Origin of the sequence: Bacillus salitolerans (assembly GCF_042680805.1) — a bacterium.
Classification (GTDB): domain Bacteria; phylum Bacillota; class Bacilli; order Bacillales; family SA4; genus Bacillus_CJ; species Bacillus_CJ salitolerans.
Genome location: NZ_JBHUEM010000014.1, coordinates 41082 through 66662, shown reverse-complemented (window position 1 = coordinate 66662; position 25581 = coordinate 41082). Strand labels below are relative to the sequence as shown.

Below are 25581 nucleotides of genomic sequence, written 5' to 3'. Positions count from 1 at the left end.
AGAGATGAAAAATAAAAAATTCTATTTTATCTTTTTGGCAATGTTGTTCGTAATTGGAACAGCGCTCACTGGCTGTACAAGTGCTCCATCCACGGATGGAACTAGTAATAGTGCTGGAGGTAGTAGTGAAAATGATTCAAAGGATAATTCTTCTTCAGGAGAAGGTGGCGGGGAATTAATCATTGCCGTTCTTTCTGATGCAACACAGCTAGACCCGCATAAAGGGACAGATGTACCGTCTGCGAATGTCTATGGTAAGATTTTCGATAATCTCGTCGTTCAAGATGAGAACATGGATATTCAGCCAGCACTTGCAACAGAATGGACAAAACTTGATGACTTAACGTGGGAGTTTAAGCTTCGTGAAGGCGTTACATTCCATGATGGAGAGCCATTCAATGCTGAGGCGGTTAAAAAGTCGATTGAACGTGTTCTTGACCCCGAATTAGCTTCACCACGTGCTAGCTTATTTAAAATGATTAGTGAAATTAAGGTAGTGGATGAATTTACGATCCAATTCGTAACAGAATATCCATTTGCTCCATTACTAGCTAATTTTGCTCACTATTCTGGCGGAATTATTAGTCCAAAAGCCATTGCAGAAAATGGTGATGACTTAAACCAAAACCCAGCGGGTACGGGTCCATTTAAATTTGACTCTTGGACTCCAGGAGCAGAAATCCGATTAGTAACGAACAAGGATTACTGGGGCGACATACCAAAGGTAGATAGTGTTGTCTTTAAGGTTGTTCCAGAAGACGCAACAAGAATTGCGATGGTTGAAACAGGAGAAGCTCATATTGCAGAGCCGGTTCCAGTTACAGAGATTGAACGGATCGAAGCAAGCTCAACGATGAAGCTTTATCGTAATCCTGCCTTAGGTATTGATTACATTGGATTTAACTTACAGAAAGAGCCGTTTGATGATGTTCGTGTACGTCAAGCAATCAACTTAGCGATTGATACAGATATGATTTTACAAGGTGTTTATAATAATGTAGGTACACCAGCAACAGCTCCAATGGGACCTGGCGTTTGGGGTCATAATCCAGATTTAGAAGGATGGGGCTATGATATAGAGGAAGCGAAAAAGCTTTTAAAAGAAGCTGGATTTGAAAATGGCTTTAAAACAACGATTTGGACAAATGACAATAAAGCGCGTATGGACGTAGCTGAAGTTGTACAGTCTCAACTAAAAGGAATTGGTGTTGAAGTAGAAATTAAAGTGGTTGAATGGGGTGCTTACTTAGAAGCTACTTCAAATGGTGAGCATGATATGTTTATCCTTGGCTGGTCTAACATGACAGGTGATGCCGATTATAACCAATATTTCTTATTCCACACTGAGGCACAAGGTGAAGTGGGTAACCGCTCATTCTACAGTAACCCTCGTGTAGATGAACTAATTGATCTTGGAAGACAAGAGTCAGATCCAGAGAAGCGCTTAGCCTATTATAAGGAAGCACAAGAAATTGAAATGGAAGAAGCGCCAATGGTATTCTTGCGTAACGATGAAGATGTAGTAGCACTAGGCAAGAATGTTGAAGGCTATTGGATGCATCCTGCTGGATCATACATGATTAACGATGTAACAATTAAATAGGTAACTATCCCCTTTAGTTATAGGTAAGCCTCTTCATCCCTTTTGGGAGAAAAGGCTTACTTTTATTAAATGCCTATTTTCAGTATTTTTTGATAATAGTAGAAACATAGGTTAGTATCTTTTATTATTAGTAGAGAGACTAGCTTCAACGATTTTTTGAAGGGGAAATTTGGAAGGAGAGAGGCTTATATGAACTTTGATTATTTGAATTATCCATATGCTTCACAAAGAATGGCTACGATTGCTAGAAACGGGATGGTAGCTACATCACAGCCATTAGCCGCTCAAGCGGGTTTAGATATTTTGAAAAAAGGCGGGAATGCAATAGATGCAGCCATTGCTACGGCTGCTTGTCTAACTGTAGTAGAGCCTACTTCCAATGGTATTGGAGGAGATGCTTTTGCCCTTGTTTGGACGAAGGGGGAATTGCACGGGCTTAATGCAAGTGGTCCTGCACCAAAGAGTATTTCAATTGATGCAGTAAAAGAAAAAGGACATGATAAAATGCCGACATTTGGTCTGACCCCAGTAACGGTTCCGGGGGCGCCAGCAGCATGGGCAGCGTTGTCAAAGAGATTTGGAAAGCTACCACTAACAGAGGTTCTTAAGCCTGCAATCGAATATGCAGAAAAAGGCTATCCGCTTTCACCCATTTTGGCAAAATATTGGACTGGAGCGTATAAAAAATATAAGGAGCTATTTAAAGGTGATGAGTACAAGGGCTGGTTTGACACATTTGCTCCTGAAGGGAAGGCTCCAAGCGTAGGAGAGATGTGGCGATCAGAAGGTCATGCGAGCACACTTCGCTCTATTGCAGACACAGAGGCAGAAAGCTTTTATCGAGGAGAGCTTGCGGAGAAAATAGGCTCATTTTCAAAAGAGCACGGTGGCTTCCTTACTGCAGAGGATTTAGCTGCCTATAAACCGGAGTGGGTACAGCCGATTAAGGTGAATTACCGCGGCTATGATGTATGGGAAATTCCACCGAATGGTCAAGGGATTGTTGCATTAATGGCTTTGAATATGATGAAAGGCTTCGATTTATCTGAGAAGGAATCCGTGGATACATACCACAAACAAATTGAAGCAATGAAATTAGCCTTTGCAGACGGTAAGAAGTATGTAACTGATCCGGAGAAAATGTCTGTTACTTCTGCTCAGTTACTATCAGAAGAGTTTGCTGCTGAAAGAAGAAGCTTAATCGGAGATGAAGCATTAACTCCTGAACCAGGAACACCTCCTTCGGGTGGCACGGTTTACTTAGCAACAGCTGATGGTGAAGGAAACATGGTGTCCTTTATTCAGAGTAACTATATGGGATTTGGATCGGGTATTGTTGTACCTGGAACGGGTATCGCCCTGCAAAACCGTGGAGCTGATTTCTCACTTGATCCAGAGCATGATAACGCACTACAACCAGGAAAGAAAACATATCATACTATTATCCCTGGATTCTTAACAAAGGATCATGAAGCGGTTGGACCATTTGGCGTGATGGGTGGATATATGCAGCCACAGGGCCACGCACAGGTTGTAATGAACACGGTAGATTTCCATTTAAATCCACAAGCAGCTCTTGATGCCCCTAGATGGCAGTGGATGGAAGGGAAGAAGGTTTCGGTAGAACCAAATTTCCCAAACCATATTGCACAGGCATTAGCACGTAGGGGTCACCAAATTGATGTAGCGCTAGATACTGGAGGCTTTGGTCGAGGCCAGATCATTTGGCGAGATCCAATAACAGGTGTATTATTTGGTGGGACGGAATCTCGTACGGATGGTTCGATTGCTTCCTATTAATAGATTGATGTGAAGAACCGAGAAAAAACACCTTCAAAAGGGAATGAACAGAATGAAACAACTTGATTTATTTTTAGCATTTTTTCGGGTCGGAATGCTCGGGTACGGAGGAGGACCAGCCTCAATCCCACTTGTCCATAAGGAAGTCGTTGATAAGTATAAATGGATGAATGAAGATGAATTTTCGGATGTGCTTGCATTAGGTAATACGTTACCAGGTCCCATTGCAACGAAAATGGCAGGCTACATCGGTTACCGAGTTGGTGGCACGGTTGGGATGATTAATGCAGTACTTGCAACGATCATCCCGACCATCATTTTAATGATTGTTCTTTTAACATTTCTCTCATCTATTAAGAATCAGCCGTGGGTAATGGGTATGACTAAAGCGGTTGTACCGGTTGTAGGTGTAATGCTTGCTACGTTAACATGGGATTTCTTTAAGAAATCAAAAGATACGCTTGGGTTAAAAACGGCTATGGCTGTCATCATTGGAAGTATAATTCTTTTACAATTCGTTGGCTTACACCCAGCTCTATTAATTGGTGGAATTCTTGTTTTCGCCCTTGTGAAAAGAGACGAAAAAGCTAGCCAAGAGCAAAACGTGGAGAGAGGTGTTGGAATGTGATTTACTGGCAAATCTTCCTCGCCTTTTTCATACCAGGTATTCTTGGCTACGGCGGGGGACCGGCATCGATCCCACTTGTTGAAAATGAAGTCGTGGATCGCTATGGTTGGTTAACTGTTTCTGAATTTAGTGAAGTGCTAGCATTAGGTAATGCATTACCAGGACCAATCGCCACCAAAATGGCTGGATATATTGGTTTTCAACAGGGAGGCATACTTGGTGCAGCCGTTGGAATTTTCGCTACTGTCGCTCCATCCCTCATTTTGATGATTGCCCTTTTAGGACTTCTCTATAAGTTTAAGGACTCCCCAAAGGTTAAGAGGCTATCAAATTACGTCAGACCTACGATCGCCGTATTATTAGGTGTGATGACATTTAGTTTCTTTTCAACCGCCTATATCGACACTGGAATATGGCAAACCTTGATTCTTATTGTAGTTAGCTTTCTATTACTTGAACGGTTCAAAGTCCATCCAGCTTTTGTAATTGTTGGTGCGTTAGGGTATGGAGCACTATTTCTATAAAATAACGGGAAGATGAACATACTCATCTTCCCGTTATTTTTTAATGGTGATCGTTACATTTCCACGCACAGCGAACCTACATGTTTATTAACTTCTCTATAAACGTGTTTTTTTAATCTACAATTTTAAAAAAAGAGGTGTAATCGTGTCTTTTATAATGGTTTAAATAATGTTTGGATAGACATAGCTAGGTCCTTGCTCTACCGTATAACTGTATTTTTATCTTTTCCACATTGGTGAGGGGATAATCATCGTATCCATCCCTCTATTCTTCTAATTTACTTACCTCGATTGCCTGTTTACTTACCCTTGCATTCGTTTACTTATCCCGATCGGCGTATTACTTACCCCATTTTCTAATTTACTTACCTCGATTGCCTGTTTACTTACCTTTGCAATCGTTTACTTACCCCGATCGGCATATTACTTACCCCAATTTCTAATTTACTTACCTCGAATGCCTGTTTACTTACCTTTACATTCGTTTACTTACCCCGATCGGCATATTACTTACCCCATTTTCTAATTTACTTACCTCGATTGCCTGTTTACTTACCTTTACATTCGTTTACTTACCCCGATCGGCGTATTACTTACTCCATTTTCTAATTTACTTACCCCGTCCGCCTTTTACTTACCCCATTGTGAGTTTTACTTCCCTCATTTTTCGTTTTGCGTACTCACTGCTATCTAATGTATGACAAACAAAAAAGGAGAAGCTGTTGTTCGCTTCTCCTTACGTCGTACCAATCATTTGTTGTTCACTAGCAATACGATCTTTATAGTTTTCCTGAATCATTTCGATAAATGGTTCAATGTATGCAGAATCGAATTGTTGCCCTGCGCATTTTCTTAATTCCACAATTCCTTGAGAGAACGTCTTAATTTTTTGATAGGGCCGCTCAGTAGTCATAGCATCAAACGAATCAATTATACAAAGAATTCGGGCAAGCTTTGGGATATTGTTTCCTTTTAATCCATATGGATACCCCATACCATCATAGCGCTCATGGTGTAATTCAATTAGTGGAAGTAATTCATCATATTTTTTTATAGATGAGATTATTTCTTTGCCATACGTAACATGGCGCTTCATCATTTCCCACTCATGCAGCTCTAGCTTTCCTTTTTTATTTATTACATCTCGCGGAATTTCAAGCTTTCCAATATCATGGATGAGGGCACCAAGAATTAAGATTCTTTTTTCGACATTACTTAAAGCTAATTTCTCACTAAAGTCTGCTGCATATTTAAAAACACGCTTACTATGTTGATACGTATAAATATCTTTTGATAAAAAGATTTGAAGCTGTTGCTCTAAGGCATCAACTTCTTTAAAGATTAACATCTCATCGTCGTATAGATTATTTCCTTCTAAATATACTTGAACATTGTTTTTCCCTTGTGCTTTTGCAAAATAAAGAGCCTTATCCGCTTTTGACAACAGTTCCGATGAGCCGTAAGTGCCTTTTTCATATTCAATAACGCCTGCTGAAAATGAAATACACCCAAGTGGTAGGTCATCAACTCCCTTGAAGACCGTATCGTTAAGTTCTTTACGAATTGTATTTAAAAACATATAAGCATCACTTTTTGTGGATTTTGGAAAAATAACACCAAATTCCTCGCCTCCATATCTTGCTGCGAGGTATGCAGTACTTTTCATTTTATCTTCTAAATAATGGCCGAAGAACTTAAGGAGCTCATCCCCCTGTAAATGGCCGTTTTGATCATTGTATTTTTTAAAATCATCTATATCAAGAAGAGCAACTGTAAAGGTTGAACCCTCCTCATTTTTCGAAAGCATATCATCCAGCTTTAATTTAAAGTATCCATGATTGTAAAGGCCGGTTAAGAAATCTTTGTTAGCCTTTTCCTCTTCATCCTTGTAAAGAGAGAAAAACTTTCTGAAAGCGAAGGATAGGATGATGGATAAAACGATAAATAGAAAGAGACCAAAAATCGGTGCTGTATTGATTAAAATAGTTAAAACTAGTGAAAGAACAAGTGTACTTAAATACCCTGTAAAAAATTCTTTTAATATTTCCTTGCGTATCGCTTCTTTCACCATATCCAGAACGGACTGACTTCCGGATAGATAGAAATAGAACCACATAATAAATATGTTTAAGAAAAAATACACGGTAAGAGAAAGAATATAAGGGACAATACTAGTAAATTCAATCGCCCCAGGTTGTCCACCTGAGAATGTAAACACATAATAGGTAGCTATGATCATTATGGAGTAATTGGCAAAGTTGAAAATATGCTTCCACCATGCAATTCGAATATTGATAAAGGCATAGGCAATGCTACTGAAAAATAAAACGAGCAAGGGAAACTCAAACCCAAATGTAAAAATACAAGCTAAATAAATGGCCGAATCCATTGAGATGAAATCCCCAGAAAATGGAAGAATAATATTAAAATGATTTAACAGTAGGACAGCGCCAGTTAAAACATAAATAAGAACCCAGCTTGAAAGCTCCTCAACCTGTAATTGAGTATGGAGAAAAAATAATATGATTCCGGTTATACAAACGCTTCCAGCATAAATATGATTTACTTGATTCTTGATAGACATTCTGATCACGCTCGCTAAAATGAAATAAGAGAGGAATGGTCCTCTCTTCGTTTATTGCTATCGTTACCCTCCGAACTTCCATCCAGATGTTAGGGAAACAATAACAGAGCCAATTACTAATAGATTTATAATAGCATTTTTTATAGTACTCTTCATTACATTTTCCTCCATTTTATATGAGTAAATTTTTACCATCACCCACCAAATTTCCAACCAGAAGTTAACGCAACGATAGCAGAGCCAATCACTAACAGATTAAGTATTATATTTTTCGTAGAAGCTTTCATGAGAACCCTCCTTTTAAACGTTTTTTTTAAAATCACCCACCAAATTTCCAGCCAGAAGTTAACGCAACGATAGCTGATCCAATCACTAACAGATTAAGTAGGATATTTTTCGTAGAAGCTTTCATGAGAATCCCTCCTTTCAAACGATTTTTTTAGTATCACCCGCCAAATTTCCAACCAGAAGTTAACGCAACGATAGCTGATCCAATAACTAACAGATTAAGTAGGATATTTTTCGTAGAAGCTTTCATGAGAATCCCTCCTTTTAAACGATTTTTTTAGAATCACCCACCAAATTTCCAGCCAGAAGTTAACGCAACGATAGCAGAGCCAATCACTAACAGATTAAGTAGGATATTTTTCGTAGAAGCTTTCATGAGAATCCCTCCTTTCAAACGATTTTTTTAAAATCACCCACCAAATTTCCAACCAGAAGTTAACGCAACGATAGCAGAGCCAATCACTAACAGATTAAGTAGAATATTTTTCGTAGAAGCTTTCATGAGAATCCCTCCTTTTAAACGATTTTTTTTAGAATCACCCACCAAATTTCCAACCAGAAGTTAACGCAACGATAGCAGAGCCAATCACTAATAGATTAAGTAGGATATTTTTCTTACTAGCCTTCACGATTTTTCACCTCCTGTTCTAGTGACTTGTAGCCACATTGTTTTCTTTCATCTTCTTGTTGACCATTAGCTTTTGTATAAAGATGAAGATCCCGACATTCATAATGACATCGCCAATACTGATAACCTGCTCACGAGGATAAGGTGCCGTAAGAGGAATGATATCACCTAAGAATGAAAGGATAGTTGAATCTGTAATCATGGCATGCTTTGCATATAAGCCCTCTTTCATGGCTTCTAAATAATATGGATCTATAAATGAAGCTGCCTCTACTGAAACAGGCATTCTTCCTCCGTTGACTGCCATTACGATAAAATTAAGAAGCACACCAATAAAAATGACCATGAAGCTAGAATGATGGCGATTGAGCCATAAAAAATATAGTCCTATTACGTAAACGGCCATAAAGGCATAGTTACTCACGATACCGACCCACTCAATTTTGTTTTGAAAGTAGAAGATGATGAGTTGGAATCCGAGTAGTGCAGGAAAAACCCACCCCATTTTAAACTTTAACTCTGCAATTCCTTTGAAATTCCCACCACGAAACAGTGCAATAATAATTGATAAAATAATTCCGTCATAGACCACTTGGTTGTCCTCCAGTATATGTTAGGTATGTTTTTATTAAATATTTCTACCAAAATGTAAACGAATACAAATCATTTATCGCCATAAAATGTAAATCATTTAGTGTATATCTAGGGATTTCGCAAAATTGATTAAATTTTCCTACAATTCAATAGAGAATAATAGTTCTAAAGTATTACGCACTTTTTCTTGAATAGTACTTGGAATCTATAAAAAAGACCGCACCTTTTGGGATGCGGGTCTAGGTAATGCTATGAGATTGTCAATACTTCAAATTGACTGGCTAATTCGATAAAATGGGTCATACTACTAATTTCTCCTGCTACAAGCTTGTCACTAAGCTCGTAATAGTCAACACATGTTTTACAAGCAAGAACCGGAATCCCAGCTTTTTCAAGCTCTACTAAATGAACTGAAACTAATGAATGCTCTGTACAAGTGAACACGCCGCTGTTCATGAGGAAAATGGCAGCTGGTTTATCTGCACGTTGCTTGAGCAGAGTAAAGAACGTCTCAAGTACTCCTTCTCCTAACTGCGAATCTCCTTTGCCAAGTTGATCAGAACTAACTAGAATTACTTTGTTGTTCATATCATACTCCTTCTTTCTTGAATGTATTTTCTCTACTATATAGATTAAATAGGATTAATGAAAAAAGTAAAATAGAAAGTTTTTGTTTCAGACCCAGATTGTTTTACAATAGAGTAGGAAATTAATTGAGAGGAAGTTATAAAATGAAACCTAGTATATATATCACCAGAAAAATACCTGACAACGCACTTCAACTATTAAAGAATGAATGTAATGTCACGATGTGGGACGAAGAAGACATTCCAGTACCAAAAGAGGTGCTGGAGGAAAAAATAGCAACGGTCGATGGTCTTTTCAGTATGCTGACAGATAGCATTGACGAAAGCCTAATCGAAAAAGGTAACAAGTTAAAGGTTATCAGTAATTTAGCAGTAGGTTTTAATAATATTGATATCAAAGCAGCGACTGAAAAAGGTATTATGGTTACCAATACTCCAGGTGTATTAACAGAGGCAACCGCTGATTTAACCTTTTCGTTATTAATGGCTACAGCAAGACGAATTCCAGAGGCTTCAGAATTCGTTCGTACCGGAGAGTGGAAGTCTTGGTCTCCTATGCTGTTAACAGGTCAGGATGTATATGGAGCCACAATTGGAATTATCGGAATGGGTCGGATTGGAGAAGCAGTAGCTAGACGTGCAATGGGGTTCAATATGAATATTCTCTATCATAATCGAACTAGAAAAATTGAAGCCGAAGAAACGCTAGGTGCTTCATACGTTGATCTGGATACATTATTGGCTCAATCAGACTATGTTGTTCTGCTAGCTCCTTTTACAGAACAAACCAGAAATTTAATTGCAAGACGTGAGTTAGACTTAATGAAATCATCTGCGATTTTAATTAATGTTGCAAGAGGCGGAATGGTAAACGAGCAAGACTTATATGATGCATTACATAATCGTCAAATATGGGGGGCAGGGCTAGATGTATTTGAGCATGAACCGGTACCATTAAATCATCCATTACTTACATTACCAAATGTCATAGTACTCCCTCATATCGGATCCGCGAGTATTTCAACAAGAATAAAAATGGCAGAAGTAGCAGCAACTAACCTCATTCAAGGATTAAATGGGCAAATTCCAGCTTGTCTCGTGAACCGTGAATTGGTTGAAAACTAAAAAAAATTATACAAATATGAAAAGAAGGGCTTGTCCTCTACAAGGTGGGGGACAAGCCCTTCTTTTCTCATATGTTAAGAAAGTATACGTTTCTGGTGTTTAGTTTATAAAAAGTTACTGCTAAATCCAGCTCCAGCACCCAGCCACTCTAGGTCAAATAACCTGTCATGAATTAAAGGGAAGACCACCTTTTTTCATGACAGAACCTTTGCTCTGCCTTAGTCTAAATGGGCGCTTGCACCTTTTGTTCTTCATAAAAAATTCCTCATAATTTTCTCTCGCCTTTCATAGCCATTAAGAGTGTCAGTCAATAAAAACACTCATATTGCTTCGTGTATCGTAATATCAATATTATTGTGACAACCATAAACACCATAAAATAACGAAACTACGAAAGGGGAAAGATCATATGAAAAAATGGTATTTGCTTAGTATTATCGCCATTTTGTCGCTACTCTTATCCGCCTGCGGCAGTTCGGGAAACTCTGACAAGACGTACATAGTTGGGGTTGACACTACTTACCCACCCTTTGAATTTGAGGAAGATGGAGAGTACAAAGGAATTGATATTGATTTAATCCATGCAATTGCTGAAGATCAAGGACTCGAAATTGAAATCAAGCCAATGGATTTCAAGGGAATTATTCCAGCCTTGCTATCAGATAATCTTGATGTTGCTATTGCAGGAATGAGTATTACAGAGGACCGAAAAGAAAAGGTAGACTTTTCTAATCCATATTTTGATGCGGGCTTAACCCTTGTAGTAGCAGCTGATAACAGTGATATTACAAGTCCTGAGGATTTATCAGGGAAATTGATTGCTGTAAAGAAAGGAACGACAGGTGCTGACAAAGCAGATGAATTAGCGGCTGAGTACAATGCTGAGGTTCGCTTATTTGATGATAGTCCGTCGATGTTCCAAGAAGTCGCAAATGGAAATGCCGACGTGCTCATTGAAGATTATCCAGTTGTCGCCTATGCGATTGGTCAAAATGAAAGTCTTGGCTTAAAAATTGTAGGTGAGCGTTTAAATGGTGACCAATACGGAATTGCTGTTAAAAAAGGAGAAAATCAAGATCTACTTGAGAAAATAAATGATGGATTACAAAACCTTCGTGATAGTGGAAAGTACGATGAGATACTAAACACATATTTATCCTTTAAAGAAGAAGCGCGCCTAATTGAGCGCGCTTCTTCTTTAAAGGATGTGAATTTGATGGAAAATATCGCCTATGCCTTTCCGTTTCTCTTAGAAGGCTTAAAAATAACCATTATCATAACAGTTCTCGCCTTAACAATCGGTTTCTTTATTGGATTAATCATTGCCTTATTCCGCTTATCTTCTATTAAATTACTACAATGGATCGGTACCATTTTTATTAATGCCATACGGGGAACCCCAATACTCGTTCAACTCTACTTTATTTACTTTGGACTCACATCTTTTTCCTGGATTTCGATGGAGCCGATTACAGCTGGTGTCATTGCAGTTAGTGTGAATGCCGGAGCGTACATCGCTGAAATTATTCGAGCTGGTATACAATCCATTGATAAAGGACAAACCGAGGCAGCGCGCTCTCTCGGATTAACAGGTGGACAAACGATGAGGTATGTCATACTTCCACAAGCTCTAAGGAGAATGCTCCCAGCGTTTGCAAACCAAGGAATCATTAGTTTAAAGGATACTTCACTTCTTTCCGTTATCGGGATAGCTGAACTAACTCAAAAAACAGAGGTCGTCATTGCAAAAACGTATGACGTCTTTACATTATGGCTGTTAGCAGGAGTCATGTATTTCGTCTTAATTTATGGACTGACCTTGCTTTCGAATTATGTGGAAAAGAGGTATCAAGTACGATGAGTATCATTCAAGTGAAAAATCTCAAGAAATCATTTGGAGATCTGGAAGTGTTAAAGGACATCTCCGTTGAGGTAGAAGAGCGAGAGGTTGTTTGTGTAATAGGACCATCTGGCTCTGGGAAAAGTACGTTTTTACGATGTTTGAATAGATTAGAGAACATTACAGGTGGTCAAGTGATTGTTAATGAGTTTGATATTACAGATACGAAAGTAAACATAAACCTCGTTAGACAAAATGTTGGTATGGTGTTTCAGCAATTTAATTTATTTCCACATAAAACAGTGATAGAAAATATCATTCTATCTCCTATGAAAGTATTGAACCAAACAAATGAGGAGGCACAGAAACACGCTTATGCTTTACTCGATAAAGTAGGCTTACGAGAAAAAGCAAATTCCTACCCAGGAGAGCTATCAGGTGGTCAAAAACAGAGAGTTGCCATTGCAAGAGCATTAGCCATGAATCCAAAAATAATGTTATTTGATGAACCTACTTCATCCCTTGACCCAGAGGTAGTTGGGGAAGTTTTAGAGGTAATGAAGCAGCTCGCTAAAGAAGGTATGACGATGGTCGTGGTTACCCATGAGATGGGTTTTGCGAAAGAGGTAGGGGACAGAGTCCTATTCATGGATGGCGGCTATATTGTCGAGCAGAATATACCAGAAGAACTATTCGGAAACCCTCAGAACAATCGAACAAAAGTGTTTTTAAGTAAAGTATTGTAAAAAAGAGTAAGGGAATTCCTTGCTCTTTCTTTGTTTGCTCTTAAAGTCTTTTAAATTGAAACTAATTTTTGATTTGAACGTAAAAGTAATACAATAAAACAGTTAGAGATTACTATAAGTATGAGGGAGGCTAACAATGGATGTTTCCACAATACCGTGTTAAACCAAGCAAAAGCTCTTCAGTTCTAGGAATGGTTATTGGTATTATTTTTGTATGTATCGGGGTTTTTCAATTTATTTCAGTTGGAATTTTTGGAATAATATGGACTTTAGTGGCAGCTACTATTACTATTTATCATGCAGTTAACGTTTTTTCTAAAGAAGGTGTATCATCCTACCAGGTAGACGTTGGAGCACATAACAACACGAAAACAACATCCGAAGATATTGAAGCAGATATTCGCAAACTACATCGTTTAATGGAAGATAACATAATTAGTGAGGAAGAATACACTCGAAAGAAAGAAGAGTTATTAAATAAATGGTAAATACATTAGTCCCTTAATGAATAGCGTTTAAGTAAATGGATGAATAAGTTTATCCATTCTTTGGTAACGGTGTATTCTAAAGGGATAAAACAAAAGGTGCAAGTGCTCCGTTTAGCCTAAGGCAGAGCAAATGTTCCTAAATGAGAAAAAGGGTGCTTTTCCCTCTTACTCATTAAGGGTTATTTGATCTCAAGTGGCTGGGTGCTGGAGCTGGATTCCAAGTCACTAGTCCATTCTCTTGCTGAAAACTTTTTTACTTTCTAAAAAAAATAAAAAGGAGTGGATAGCCCACTCCTTACTTAGTTTGTACACCAATGGTTTTCTTATCAGAAACGCGTTTTTTGAACTCCTGTAACAGGTCATTCCCATGGAAGCCTTCTTCAATTAAATCGGTTAGGACACCTTCTGAAATATCTGCCTTCCCAACTAAAACAGCGTTTAAAAGGATACTCATGTTTTCTTCCATCATATTAATTGATCGAACGGTCGTGATAAAGGTCGCAGGGTCGTTATCTTTACGTGAAATCGTTGCCTCTATCTTTACTTCTTGATCTGCACTTTGAAGGGTAGAGAAGAGTTCCTCGTAACTTTTATCTACGTAGATCTCTATTAACCAGCGTCTTTCTTCGTCTTCTTTATTTATAACAAGTCCATCTAGTAAATGAATTTCTTGAGCTTTCACTTCATCGGTAGGGTGTGAAATTTTTAAGGAAACTAATTTAAAAGTTTTCATAGCTCCTCCTTCTCTCAGGTCATTTTTACCATTATAGCATGTTTTTCCATCTGCTGTAATTGTTGACTCAGGTTCTTAAAATCCCCTAAATTTCGACAAAAAATTAGTTATTTTTACATATGTTAACGATGTATTCCATCTGATAGAATGGGTATAAGTTAATTTTCATCTTCCGTTAATCGCAAACTCAGTGAAAGCTGAGGACGCAAAGCCACGGGCCTACAGCATTTGCCATGGTCGCCGGGTTGCCGAAGAAGGTGTGGATCGGATACCAGCCACCCTTAACCAGGTGGTTTTTTATGTTCAGATGGAAATTAACAAAACTTTATAGGAGGTTACGTTATGATGAAGAAATTACCTTTTTTATGCTTAGCAATGCTATTAACGTTCGGAACAGTAACACCTGCATTAGCTGAAGAGAGCACAACACCACAAGAACCAGTTTCTCCAGAAGAGCCAGTAGAATCAGAAGAATCTAGTACATCGGAAGAAACTACTGAAGCAGAAGAAAGAGAAACGGTAGAAGTAGAATTTGAGGATACGAAAAGCCTGGAATGGGTAAAAGAATCGATTGGTCGTATGAAGGTTAAAGGGATTTTTAACGGATATGGTGATGGTACATTCCAGCCGAATAAGCCTGTAACGAGAATGCAGTCCATTATTACAGCTGTGCGCTTACTTGGTCTTGAGGAAGAAGCGGTAGCGGCAGCATCATCTGAAACAATATTAGCGTTTAAAGACGCGGTCTATTTTGAAAAAAATCCTGAAGCAAAAGGCTACATCATTGTTGCGTTAGAAAACGGGTTATTTGATGCTTCAGAGGATAAGGTAGACCCAAATAAACCTGCTTCACGTGTATGGATATCTACTATTTTAGTACGTGCATTGGGATTAGAAGAGCAAGCACTTCAGTCTATGACAGATATCCCAAATTTTAAAGATGTGAAAGAAATTCCAGCTGCTTCGATTGGTTATGTTAATGTAGCGGTGGAGTACGGTATTTTTACAGGGACAGAGGCGGGATTATTCCAACCGAATAAGAACATTACACGTGCCCAAATGGCTGCTGTCTTAGACCGCACATCTACTAGTTTACTAGAAGAAAATGGTGCTACTACGATTCAAGGAGTAGTAACGGAAATAACAGAAGCGGAAGCAGCCTTGGAACTTACGGTTGAGATTTCAACAGGTGAAACATTATCATACTCGGTAGATGCTAAGCTTCTTGTTTCATATGAAGGGAAATTCCTTTCAGCAGATCAATTAGTTGTGGGTGATCCCATCCAGTTTTATGTCGAGGATGGAAAAGTACTAGAAGCGTCTATTTTAACAAAGGAGCAAGTAGAAACAGCATTAAATGCTCCGCTTGGTATTCAAGAGCTAAAGGTTGAAATCGAATTCGAAAATGATGGGGAAGTAGAAGTTAAATATAAGAATTCAAAAGGTAAAGTAGAAGCAAAAATTGAAGCAGAGGAACTAGAACTAAAAGGTGAAGAAGCATTAGTGGCGATTGAAGAACTGCTAGCAGAATGGAACTTGTCTTCCACGATGACAGAAGAAGACGTGTTAGCCCTAATTGAATCTACCTTCGCTTCAGAAGGAACAATCAAAGAGTTAGAAGTGAAAATTAAATTCGCGGATGGTACAAAGCTAACCATAGAGAGTAAAGAAAAAGCAGATCGAGAAGAAAAAGGGAAAAAAGGAAAGAACGAAGAGGAATCGGATGAGGAGTCTAGCTATAATGGGGTAAAAGTATTTACTCTAACATTCAAGCTAGTTGACGGAGAAGAACAAAAAGTATCTTACAAGCACGAAGATGGTAAGGTAGAAGCTGTGCTAACAATCGGAGAAGATGATTTAGAAGGTGAAGAAGCACAAGCTTCCATCGAGGAATATCTGGATGCTTTAGCTCTTACAGACGGTTTTACTGAGCAAGACTTTATTTCAGCAATTTACACAGTGTTTAACCTTGATGAAGCAGAGCTTGAAGAATTAAAAGCCATTGTTGAATTCTCAGGTGGTTCGGAAATCGAGTACGAGCTTGGTGAGGAAGAAGAAAGCGAAAGAGGTAAAGGTAAGGGAAACAGAAATTAATTATTTTGAAGAGTCTATCACTGATGTGGTAGGCTTTTTGTTGTTAGTGATTGTGGTGGTTATCTAGGTGGGGCAGTCTGTGGTTGGCCGTATTTTACATATATTCTTTTAAGCCGGTAAACTCCTGTTTTCGGCCGGTAATTTATCCCGTACCAACTTGCGCTAAGTCCCTCACTTCAAAACTTTAGATGAATCGAGAAGTTTAAGTGGGGGATAAGCGCCAGTAAGAACCCTGTATAGGAACACAGACTATAGTCGCCACCTCTGGTAACGTCTGTGTGACCCACAGTGTGGGCCGGGGCTAACAATCAGTGGGGGATGAGGAAAACCCCCACTGATTGAAGTTTCACTTTATCCGATCACACTTTAAGTGAACAGAATTCTAGCTATTTTTGAAGAATAAGTACAACAATTAAGATAAAGGAGTGATAGTTTGAATAAAAAAGAGAGAAAAAAGCCATTATTACTTAGGCCATTGGAAGTATTGGACACTAGATTATCGAACAAACATCCAGTATTACCTAAAGTAGAAGAGGAAATAGCTAAGTTGACTGCTGGTTATCGTGGAAAAATCATACTCCGCAAGAATCTGATGTCTTAAAACAATTAAAAGTTGACAATACTGAACTTATGAAAGGAGTTAGATGTCCAAGATGTAATTGTATTCCTATGACTATAGCTAGGGGAGTAGGAATATGCAAAGAATGCTCACATCAGTCAAAAGATGCACCAGTCTACTCGCTAAGTGACTATTCCTTACTTATTTTCCCAGTTCATATCTAATAAGCAGGCAAGGGATTTTCTACAAATCCAATCCTCTTCAATTATAAAAAAACGCTAACCTCACTAAACCTACCCTATATTAGGAATGTACAAAGACCGAGTATATAATCTTAAAGTTTTAAGAGATTTGGAATCATTCATAGAAAGGAGAAATCATGAATCCAATTCCTGACCATTTAAAACAAAATCTTGATATTGTCTTTATTGGCTTCAATCCTAGTATTCGATCTGGTGAAACTGGCCATCATTTTGCAAATCCAAATAACCGCTTTTGGAAAATCCTCCACGAGGCGGGTCTAACACCAAGACTATACACAACTGAAGAAGACAAGGACCTACTTGATATTGGCTATGGCTTAACTAACATCGTTGAACGTCCTACGAAAGAAGCGGCTGACATCACAAAGGAAGAATATGAAGAAGGTCGTGAAATTCTCAAAGCGAAATTAAGTAAGTATAAACCACGAATTGCTTGTTATGTAGGCAAGGGAGTCTATCAACAATTTTCAACAAAACGAAAAGTCGCTTGGGGCTTTCAACCCGAATCAGTCGTTGCTGGCGTACACGACTTTGTGGCTCCTTCCTCAAGTGGACTTGTGCGAATGAGAATAGAAGAGATAGTGGCGATTTATAAGGGGATGAAGCAGATACTTTGATGCATCTGCTTATTTTTGCCTCTCTAAAAAATCAATTTCTGTAATCTTTTCATTTACCTTTGCTAAGCTACCTGTATCACCTTCTAACTCAAAAATAAATTTTGCTTTTAAATAGTACATTTTTGACTGGCTATAATCTTTCAAAAGCCTATAATTATAACCTATTTGATAATGTAGTTTTCCTAGTAGGGATAACTTGTGGTTTACTATCATCTTTTTTATACCATTTTTGCAAAGCTCAATGGATTTATGGAAATTCTTTTTTCTAGTCAGTGACATTGAGAGGTTATATGTAAGTCTAGCTTCAATAGTTGGATCCTGAATTGAAGGGATTTTGGAAAGTTTATTTAATGCATGATTATATGTAGTAATAGCTCTATCTTGGTTATTACTATCAAAATAGATTATTCCAATGCTATTAAGTATCTCAATTTCTCTTTCGGAAAATATCTTTGGGGAACGGTTCATATAGTCTAATGCTTCTTCTAATTTATGTAATGAATCATGTAAGGATTTATTTAGATAGAAAATGACGATGCCTTCTTGCCACAATAAAAATTGCCAGTTTCTTTTGTTTTTAAAAAATACTGGATTTCTCTTTTCTTTTTTGATTATTCCATATGCAATATCATAATTTTCTTGCCTGATAAATTTTCTTATTTGTTTCTTAACTGTATCAGCATGATCAATCTCAGTGTGAGCCCCGACTCTATAAAAATGGTCGATACTTACTCCTAATATTTCAGAGATCTCGAATAGTGTAACAGCTAGTGGAGAAATATTGTCTTTACCAGCTTCTATCTTACTTATTCTTGCTTGTGTAACTGTTCCATTGCTTAGTTCTTTTTGTGATAAGCCTGCTTGAAGTCTAAGTCTCTTAATCTCTCTTCCAACTCTCTTAACATCCCATTCCAACATAAGGTATCCTCCAATTAATTTGATATATTCCTACTGTTATTGTCAGAGAAGTAATAACGAGAAAACATGAGAAAATTGTAGATAATCATATTGTAAACTGTTTAAATCGCTTCTGAAAGAATTTTTGAAATATTTTAACATTAATTTACAGAAAGGAGGGACATTATCGATGAAAAAATGGTTCGCAGGTTTATGTATTCTTACAGCAGTACTTCTTTTATGTGGATTCCAAAACTACTCCGTTGACAACACAGCATTTACTCTAGTTGATACAAACGAGTTACCTTCAGAACACTAACACCAAAAAAATAACCTAGGGACTGGGACCCCAGTCCCCCTAAGGAGGGAACAACGATTTCAGATTTTTATTTGTCTGACATACGAATTCAGGGTTTAGCCCGTTCAAGGTGTGATCGGTTTCATCCTATTCATCTTCATTTTCCGTTAGATCAAGAAAATGAAATGCGACACCGGTTTGCAGATGCTGTTTTTCAATCCGCTCGAGTCCTTGCAAGGCAGGAGGCTCCATTTGTGAGAGAGAAGGCAGCGCATTATCCTCAAGCAACACCTCCTTCTATTGACTTACTCTATCTTTCCAAGGACGATTCCCACGGGGTAGGAATGACTATTTTATTTCATCAGTCTGGTCCATCTGTCATTTGTTATGAAAAATCATCAAGTGAAACACCACCTGCTAATAAGGAACTAGCCTTGCCTGATATTTTAAAACGTCTTTGCATTGGCTACCAAAATCGTTACTCATTTTTTACGATCTCAAATGTCGAAAAAAAATCAAAAGTTTAATGAAAATTGAATTTTCTAGGAGGAAGCATTCGAAAAAATAAAAAATTACTTAAAAGAAAGTATGTTTTTACACATCTTCTCTATACTAAAATACTCATTTGCTCATTTTACGCAGAAAAAAGGTTAAAGTAAGATAGCACAAAGGAGGGAAAATAAATGATAAATAAAGTCATTTTAGTTGGGAGATTAACTAGAGATCCAGATTTGAAGTATTTAGAGGATGGAAATGCAGTTGCGACCATTAATCTAGCAGTCAATCGTAATTTTAAAAATTCTCAAGGGGAGTATGAAACTGATTTTTTAAATTGTACTCTTTGGAAGAAAAATGCTGAAAACACCGCTAACTATTGTAGAAAGGGTTCAGTCATTGGCGTAACAGGGAGAATTCAATCTAGATCCTATGAAAACAAGGAGGGAACAAGAGTATATGTCACAGAGGTTGTGGCAGAAGGTGTAAAATTTTTAAGTACACAGAAAAAAGAAGTAGCAGCTGTATAAAAAATCTACTAACAGAAGAAAGTGTAAGTCAATAAAACCATCGTAAATAGCCCACATCCATAGAAGATATCCTCTGACACCTCGTATAAAGAATCAATGGAACACCTCTCTTGCTATCTTTTGATAGCTCCTCACTTTACTAGCCGATCGGCTAGTTTTTTTAATAAGTTAAGAAAGTTTTTGTGTTTAGTTTATACAATGTTACGGCTAAATCCAGCTCAAGCGCATAGCCAAGATGAAATGGCGGCGATTTTTGCCATTTCATCCTACTCGAGGGAAAAAGAAAAATCACTTTTTCCTCGGTCAAATAACCTGTCATGAGTATAAGGGAAAAACCACCCTTTTTCCATGACAGAAACATTTTCTCTGCCTTAGGCTAAACGGGGCGCATGCCCCTTCTGTTTTAGAATAAATGACTATTTTCCCACAATTATCAGTTGGCGCAAGAGTGGGAAGTACTTTTAGAATTTGCCGTGAAAATGGTTAAATATACTCATTGGAAAAAAGTGCCGTACATTTTTGGTTTAATTTCGCTACAATGGAGGAAGACAAAAAGAAAAAGGTGCTGGAAAAATGAAATTACTTCGAATGAGTTTGTATTGGCTGCCGATGTTGATCATTGCGGGAACGATATTTTGGTTTTCATCACAGCCTTATCAACATCAAGACGTACGACCACTACTTGGGGAATATGTAAGTAAGGAGTGGATTGTTCAAAAATTCTCATGGGTTGAATTCACCTACGCCGGGAGAGAAATTAGTGTCCGAAACTTGACTCCGATGACATTTGTCGAGTTTTTTATCCGAAAGGGAGCGCATGTTGGGGTGTTCTTCATATTAGGTTTCTTTACATGCCGGGCCATGTATTTTACGTTTTCTAGAAAAAAGATTGTTCCTAGCCTAGTGACTACGGCTCTATTTATCATTTTATATGCCACTATGGATGAAATTCACCAGCATTTCACAGGTGATCGAACCCCACTGATAAATGATGTTATGTTAGATTCTGTTGGAGGTATGCTTGGAATTACGGCGTTTTCATTGTACCGTCTTATTAAAAGAAGTAATTCTTTGCAGATAGAAAAAAGCCTATATCGAAAATGATATAGGCTTTAGATTTGAATGGAATTTATTATGAATTTTTAACCTTTTCAGAAATGGCTTTATAAAAATCCTGCCATTCCTTCGCTTTAGCCTCATGTTTTTTATCTACAGTCTGGACATTGTTGTTCTCATTTTTCATGATTCCTCACTCCAATTTGAGCGTAGTGCAAATAGCTCGTGTAAATCCCTAGTGGATAGCTCTGTAACCCAGCCTTCACTTTGGATGATTTCTTCGTTCAATTGTTGTTTCTTTTCGAGCATCTCATCGATTTTTTCTTCAAGGGTTCCAGAAGTGATGAGCTTATGAACATGAACAAATTTAGTTTGTCCGATTCGATAAGCACGGTCGGTCGCCTGATTTTCAACAGCGGGGTTCCACCAACGATCATAATGGATAACATGGTTGGCGGCGGTTAAATTTAAACCAGTTCCCCCTGCTTTCAATGAGAGAATCAGGAACTTTTGCTTTTCTGCTTGAAAATCTTCGATGATTCGGTCCCGTTCAACCTTCGAGGTACCGCCATGAAGAAAACGTACTGTTTCTTTATATTCTGCTTCCAAATAAGAACGAATCATATTCCCCATCTCAATGTACTGAGTGAAAATAATACAGCTTTCACCTTGCTCTTGGATTTGTCCGGCAATTTCAGCTAGCTTTTTCATTTTGTTCGAGCGATTGACGAGGTCCCTTGGCTTTTCCTCTTTTAAATATAGACTAGGATGATTACACACTTGCTTGAGTTTACTTAACATCTTTAACACTAGTCCTTTACGCTGGAAGCCTGTAAGCTTCTCAATCTGTGAGAAGGTATCCTGTACTAGCTGTTCATACAGAGAAGCTTGCTCAACAGAAAGAGAACAATACTCCTTTTGCTCCTGCTTATCTGGTAAGTTCAGTGCTACTTCTTCATCCTTTTTCGTACGACGGAGCAAGAATGGACGGATCATCTTTTGTAATTGACGGATTTTTGCTGTGTCTTGATCACGTTCAATAGGAATAACAAACCGTTTATGAAATTGATGAAGACTTCCTAAATAACCGTGATTGATAAAGTCATAGATCGCCCATAGTTCGGATAATCGATTTTCCATAGGAGTTCCTGTTAGGGCGATATGATGGTGACCGGTTAAACTCCGAACAGAGCGAGACTGTTTCGTGTCCGCATTTTTAATGTTTTGCGCCTCATCGATACAGATGGTGCTCCATTTCACGTTTTCTAACTCTTCTAAATCCAAATGGGCAAGTCCATAGGAGGTTAAAACGATGTCTGCGTTCTTTATAGCCGATATAAAATCTTCATCTTTTTTTCGATTGGAACCGTAATGCAAATAAACACGTAATGACGGTGAAAATTTCTCCAATTCCTTCTGCCAGTTCCCAAGTACAGATGTTGGGGCAATGATAAGAGCTGGGGTTGCAGGCTTCTCTTTTTCTTTTACATGCAGAAAATACGTAATCATCTGGACCGTTTTACCAAGACCCATATCATCAGCAAGACAAGCGCCAAATCCAAAGCTGCGAAGGAATGCGAGCCATTGTACACCGTGTGTTTGATACGGTCTAAGCGAGCCTTGAAAAGATTTGGGTATCTTCACCTTTGGAAGCTCTTTAGCCTCTGTTAATTTTCGAATCATATCTGAAAGCTGATCATTGATTTCGATTTGGATCTGCCGGAAAAGCTGAGAAGTATCGAGATCGGTAAGGGCTGTATCACGCTTTCCTTCATTCAGCTCATGTTCAAGCACGTCCCAGAACCGTAAACCTTCCTTATTAGCCTTTTGCATGATTGTTTGTACTTGTTTGATAAAGCCTGGATCTAGCCTAATCCACCTGCCACGGATGTTAATAAGCCTTCTTTTCTCATCGACCATGCGAAGGAAATCCTCTTCAGAAATATCAATTCCATTTGTCGATAAACGCCAATCATATTGAATAATGGCATTCATCCCAACGAAGGATTGTCTTGAAGACGTAGGTGAATTTTTCACCTTTGCTTTTAGTGCAGGCTGAGTATCCCTTAGGGCTTGCCACCAGGAAGGCAATAATATTTCAACTCCAGCACCTGTCAGTGTAGAGCTAGCCTCTGTTAAAAACTCAAAGGCTTCCAATTCATTTATGGATTGCTTGATTTTGTCCTCCTGCTTCAACCAAGGAACAAGAGTGGTCCACTTATCGATTTCTCGGTATACAAAGCTGGCGTTTTCCTCACTCATATTATGAAGGTTATGAACTGGGATGACGTCATCAGGGTTTTCTTTTTCTCTTAGAAAAATCGAAAGCTCCCAATCTAAACCATCTTCTAACGGTTCTTCAAGCTGTAGGCCAACTCGAAACGGTGATTGATCCTCTTTCCAGCCAATCTTTTGTAGCCAATCTTCTTCATCTGCGACAATACTAGATTTTTTGAGAAGCGGATAGCGTGATTGAATTTGTTTCCACATTTGTTGAAGTTCTTCATTTGCCTCTACTAACTCTTGCACAGCTAATGAAAACCATTCTTTTTCAGTATCCATTAACACAAGAGAAACATGCTTCCAACCTGTTTTTCCGTTTTGCCATGCTTCGAAATCAGGCATAAAGTCACCGTGTTCTAAGCTATCCTTTAGCGACTTGGCAATTGAACGAAATTGATTGGCAGAACCTTCCCATGTCAGTCTTGATAGAGAATTAGAAGGAGACGATGCAAAAAAATCCAGTGCCGTCCAAGGAGAAAGAAGAATACCTTCATGACGTTTCCATTCTGATTTCTTTAAAAATGTTCCATAAAAGGAGGCTTTGTGCCAAGCAAAAGCGGTGTCCTTCCATTCTTCCACACTTAGAAGGCGACCTGATTCATTTTCTACCCAAAGGAACATCCCCTTAGATGGTATCCATTCAGTTTTTCCAATCATGGTTTTGATCTCAATCATGAATTAGTTTCCCTCTTTCTAATTCCTCTTGAAAAGCTCTCAAGCGTTTATGTTCACTTGCCAACCTTTCGATATAGTCTGACCATATGTGCAGTTGTTTCAGCTGACGGTATTGAGTACGTAGCTTTTTTAAATACCGAACGGCTAGCTTATAAGCAGGTCTAGATCTTTGACGAATCGCATCGTTAATGGCTTTATGGTACAGAGGAAGGAGTAGTGATCGATCAAACTGTTCAATTTGCTTTAACGTTTCCTTCTCAAGCTCACTAATATCAAATCCTACTGCCATTTGAAGTTCGATCCAAGTGTGATAATTCTCTTGCTCTAGTAAATAATCATTAAATTCAACATAGCTATATGGTAAGAGTTCTTTTAAAGCGGATTGTAATAAGGAATTTTGAGTACCTGATAATTGTGAAAAGTGTTCATACAACTTCATAAACTGTCGTGTTATGTTTCTTTTACTATGATAGTCGATAAGGCTTTGGTTGTAATCCTTTAAAAGGGTAAGGGAGAAGGTGAGCCATTTTTCCTCACGATCCCACTCCTTTGAAAGCTGAAGATTCCCTGTCCAATAATAACAATAGTTTAAAATATTTCCTTGAATTTTCTCTAGTAAATCTATGGCTGTATCGTCGCATTTTTCAAGCCATGCATGATGAGCTAAGGCAAATTGACAATCAACAGCATAAGATTTCTTCGCTCTCAAAAAGTCTTGCTGTTTAACCTTTAAAAGATCAATTTCTTCTTTAATCCACGCAGGGCGGTTTAATAGAGTTTTCCAAATTATAAAGTACGCCATTAACCGTTCGTACTGATATTCATTCCCTACAACTAATAGATTGGTTAGCTCTTCTTTCGTTTCAATTAATAAAGGATCTGCTCCTAAAGGGAAGGCCATACTTTTTATATCATTTAGACGGTCGTGAATAACCGTTAATAGTTCATTTACATAAGGATACACATAAGAATCCTTACTACTTAATGACAGTCGAGAGCTTTCAGATTGCTCAACTAGCTTTTCCATCGTAAAAACAGCAGCGTGAATCATAAACAACTCTTTTGTAAAAGGAGTTTGCGGAGCATGTGCTTTTAAGCTGTGAAAGTAAGTTTTATATAACGATTCGAAGCTAAAAAGCTGATTAAACGAGAGACGGTTGTTTTCTTGTTTTTGTTTAAATAAATGGTGCTGTCTTTTAAAAAGCGTATACCAATCACGAACAGTTTCCAATGTTTCCACTGTTCTATCTTCTTTTTTCATCTGTTTTAAGGATAGGGGAAGAGAAGGTGGCTTCTTCTTATCTTTCCATTCTTGAAAAAAGACGCCAACTCGATCAACCATTGCATACGCATAAAAGAAGACGGCAAGCTTGTGACGACAAATTCCACCAGTCGAGCAGGTGCAAGTGCTTAGCACGAAAACATCTAAGTCAAGCATAACCTGAAACGGGGAACCATCTTGAACCTTTGCTTCGATATAACGATCCTCTAAGCTCGCATTAAATACACTGCCTTGCCTAAATAAATTCAACCCTTTTTTCATTTTCTCTCTGTCATAGTCAATATCAGGACTGAGCTCGCGTTTAATTTCATCCGCACAATATTGGAGCTGTTCCTTTGTCATTTCGCGTTGTAACATTTCATTC

General features: G+C 38.1%; 22 protein-coding genes and 1 riboswitch. Of the genes, 15 read left to right on the top strand and 7 right to left on the bottom strand.

The annotated features are described in order from the left end of the window. The first annotated feature begins 4 nt into the window (after window positions 1-4). The 4 genes from ACFSCX_RS10430 to ACFSCX_RS10415 all read left to right on the top strand — a co-directional run bounded on the left by ACFSCX_RS10430 (window position 5) and on the right by ACFSCX_RS10415 (window position 4555). Window positions 5-1603, top strand: a complete 1599-nt coding sequence (locus ACFSCX_RS10430) for a glutathione ABC transporter substrate-binding protein (RefSeq protein ID WP_377928170.1) — start codon at window positions 5-7, stop codon at window positions 1601-1603. Between the two features lie 189 nt (window positions 1604-1792). Continuing rightward, window positions 1793-3403: a gamma-glutamyltransferase gene (gene ggt, locus ACFSCX_RS10425; protein ID WP_377928169.1), complete on the top strand. Its 1611-nt coding sequence runs from the start codon at window positions 1793-1795 to the stop codon at window positions 3401-3403. Between the two features lie 52 nt (window positions 3404-3455). After that, complete coding sequence (locus ACFSCX_RS10420) at window positions 3456-4031, top strand: chromate transporter (protein ID WP_377928168.1); 576 nt, start codon at window positions 3456-3458, stop codon at window positions 4029-4031. Next, window positions 4028-4555, top strand: coding sequence for a chromate transporter (locus tag ACFSCX_RS10415; RefSeq protein WP_377928167.1), 528 nt, complete (start codon window positions 4028-4030; stop codon window positions 4553-4555). Before ACFSCX_RS10420 ends, ACFSCX_RS10415 begins: the two co-directional genes overlap by 4 nt. 736 nt (window positions 4556-5291) lie before the next feature. Here the strand turns inward: ACFSCX_RS10415 and ACFSCX_RS10410 are convergent. The 3 genes from ACFSCX_RS10410 to ACFSCX_RS10400 all read right to left on the bottom strand — a co-directional run bounded on the left by ACFSCX_RS10410 (window position 5292) and on the right by ACFSCX_RS10400 (window position 9237). After that, window positions 5292-7139 carry a bifunctional diguanylate cyclase/phosphohydrolase gene (locus ACFSCX_RS10410; RefSeq protein WP_377928166.1) on the bottom strand — a complete coding sequence of 616 codons (1848 nt, stop codon included), beginning with the start codon at window positions 7137-7139 and terminating at the stop codon, window positions 5292-5294. A gap of 935 nt (window positions 7140-8074) precedes the next feature. Beyond that, window positions 8075-8647 carry a DUF5317 domain-containing protein gene (locus ACFSCX_RS10405; RefSeq protein WP_377928165.1) on the bottom strand — a complete coding sequence of 191 codons (573 nt, stop codon included), beginning with the start codon at window positions 8645-8647 and terminating at the stop codon, window positions 8075-8077. Window positions 8648-8898: 251 nt separating this feature from the next. Continuing rightward, on the bottom strand, window positions 8899-9237 hold the full coding sequence (locus tag ACFSCX_RS10400) for a DsrE family protein (RefSeq protein WP_377928164.1): 339 nt from the start codon (window positions 9235-9237) through the stop codon (window positions 8899-8901). Window positions 9238-9380: 143 nt separating this feature from the next. Here ACFSCX_RS10400 and ACFSCX_RS10395 point away from each other — a divergent pair, with 143 nt between their 5' ends. The 4 genes from ACFSCX_RS10395 to ACFSCX_RS10380 all read left to right on the top strand — a co-directional run bounded on the left by ACFSCX_RS10395 (window position 9381) and on the right by ACFSCX_RS10380 (window position 13435). Next, the gene (locus ACFSCX_RS10395; RefSeq protein WP_377928163.1) at window positions 9381-10361 is read left to right on the top strand and encodes a 2-hydroxyacid dehydrogenase; all 981 of its coding nucleotides are present in this window, start codon (window positions 9381-9383) and stop codon (window positions 10359-10361) included. Window positions 10362-10770: 409 nt separating this feature from the next. Continuing rightward, entirely contained in the window at window positions 10771-12222 is a 1452-nt protein-coding gene (locus tag ACFSCX_RS10390) for an amino acid ABC transporter substrate-binding protein/permease (protein WP_377928162.1), read from the top strand. Next, window positions 12219-12947: an amino acid ABC transporter ATP-binding protein gene (locus ACFSCX_RS10385; protein WP_377928161.1), complete on the top strand. Its 729-nt coding sequence runs from the start codon at window positions 12219-12221 to the stop codon at window positions 12945-12947. The genes ACFSCX_RS10390 and ACFSCX_RS10385 overlap by 4 nt, the downstream gene beginning before the upstream one ends. 140 nt (window positions 12948-13087) lie before the next feature. Continuing rightward, window positions 13088-13435 carry an SHOCT domain-containing protein gene (locus ACFSCX_RS10380; protein ID WP_377928160.1) on the top strand — a complete coding sequence of 116 codons (348 nt, stop codon included), beginning with the start codon at window positions 13088-13090 and terminating at the stop codon, window positions 13433-13435. A 295-nt stretch (window positions 13436-13730) separates the two neighbouring features. Here the strand turns inward: ACFSCX_RS10380 and ACFSCX_RS10375 are convergent, their stop codons facing one another. Next, window positions 13731-14168 carry a YwpF-like family protein gene (locus ACFSCX_RS10375; protein ID WP_377928159.1) on the bottom strand — a complete coding sequence of 146 codons (438 nt, stop codon included), beginning with the start codon at window positions 14166-14168 and terminating at the stop codon, window positions 13731-13733. A gap of 170 nt (window positions 14169-14338) precedes the next feature. Then, window positions 14339-14421, top strand: a riboswitch (cyclic di-GMP riboswitch). 89 nt (window positions 14422-14510) lie between these two features. Between ACFSCX_RS10375 and ACFSCX_RS10370 the strand changes: the two genes are divergently transcribed. The 3 genes from ACFSCX_RS10370 to mug all read left to right on the top strand — a co-directional run bounded on the left by ACFSCX_RS10370 (window position 14511) and on the right by mug (window position 17701). After that, window positions 14511-16262, top strand: a complete 1752-nt coding sequence (locus ACFSCX_RS10370) for an S-layer homology domain-containing protein (RefSeq protein ID WP_377928158.1) — start codon at window positions 14511-14513, stop codon at window positions 16260-16262. Window positions 16263-16695: 433 nt separating this feature from the next. Then, entirely contained in the window at window positions 16696-16863 is a 168-nt protein-coding gene (locus ACFSCX_RS10365; protein WP_377928157.1) for a hypothetical protein, read from the top strand. 337 nt (window positions 16864-17200) lie between these two features. Then, entirely contained in the window at window positions 17201-17701 is a 501-nt protein-coding gene (gene mug, locus ACFSCX_RS10360) for a G/U mismatch-specific DNA glycosylase (RefSeq protein ID WP_377928156.1), read from the top strand. A 9-nt stretch (window positions 17702-17710) separates the two neighbouring features. Here the strand turns inward: mug and ACFSCX_RS10355 are convergent, their stop codons facing one another. Next, window positions 17711-18619: a helix-turn-helix domain-containing protein gene (locus tag ACFSCX_RS10355; protein WP_377928155.1), complete on the bottom strand. Its 909-nt coding sequence runs from the start codon at window positions 18617-18619 to the stop codon at window positions 17711-17713. A 169-nt stretch (window positions 18620-18788) separates the two neighbouring features. Here ACFSCX_RS10355 and ACFSCX_RS10350 point away from each other — a divergent pair, with 169 nt between their 5' ends. The 4 genes from ACFSCX_RS10350 to ACFSCX_RS10335 all read left to right on the top strand — a co-directional run bounded on the left by ACFSCX_RS10350 (window position 18789) and on the right by ACFSCX_RS10335 (window position 21025). Continuing rightward, complete coding sequence (locus tag ACFSCX_RS10350; protein WP_377928154.1) at window positions 18789-18917, top strand: hypothetical protein; 129 nt, start codon at window positions 18789-18791, stop codon at window positions 18915-18917. Window positions 18918-19150: 233 nt separating this feature from the next. Then, window positions 19151-19423 carry a hypothetical protein gene (locus tag ACFSCX_RS10345; RefSeq protein WP_377928153.1) on the top strand — a complete coding sequence of 91 codons (273 nt, stop codon included), beginning with the start codon at window positions 19151-19153 and terminating at the stop codon, window positions 19421-19423. A 156-nt stretch (window positions 19424-19579) separates the two neighbouring features. Continuing rightward, the gene (gene ssb, locus ACFSCX_RS10340; RefSeq protein WP_377928152.1) at window positions 19580-19921 is read left to right on the top strand and encodes a single-stranded DNA-binding protein; all 342 of its coding nucleotides are present in this window, start codon (window positions 19580-19582) and stop codon (window positions 19919-19921) included. 573 nt (window positions 19922-20494) lie between these two features. Then, the gene (locus ACFSCX_RS10335; protein WP_377928151.1) at window positions 20495-21025 is read left to right on the top strand and encodes a VanZ family protein; all 531 of its coding nucleotides are present in this window, start codon (window positions 20495-20497) and stop codon (window positions 21023-21025) included. A 135-nt stretch (window positions 21026-21160) separates the two neighbouring features. Here ACFSCX_RS10335 and ACFSCX_RS10330 read toward each other — a convergent pair whose 3' ends face one another. Both ACFSCX_RS10330 and ACFSCX_RS10325 read right to left on the bottom strand, forming a co-directional pair. Then, the gene (locus tag ACFSCX_RS10330) at window positions 21161-23935 is read right to left on the bottom strand and encodes a DEAD/DEAH box helicase (RefSeq protein WP_377928150.1); all 2775 of its coding nucleotides are present in this window, start codon (window positions 23933-23935) and stop codon (window positions 21161-21163) included. Further along, complete coding sequence (locus ACFSCX_RS10325; RefSeq protein ID WP_377928149.1) at window positions 23928-25574, bottom strand: SWIM zinc finger family protein; 1647 nt, start codon at window positions 25572-25574, stop codon at window positions 23928-23930. Before ACFSCX_RS10325 ends, ACFSCX_RS10330 begins: the two co-directional genes overlap by 8 nt. Window positions 25575-25581: the final 7 nt, after the last annotated feature.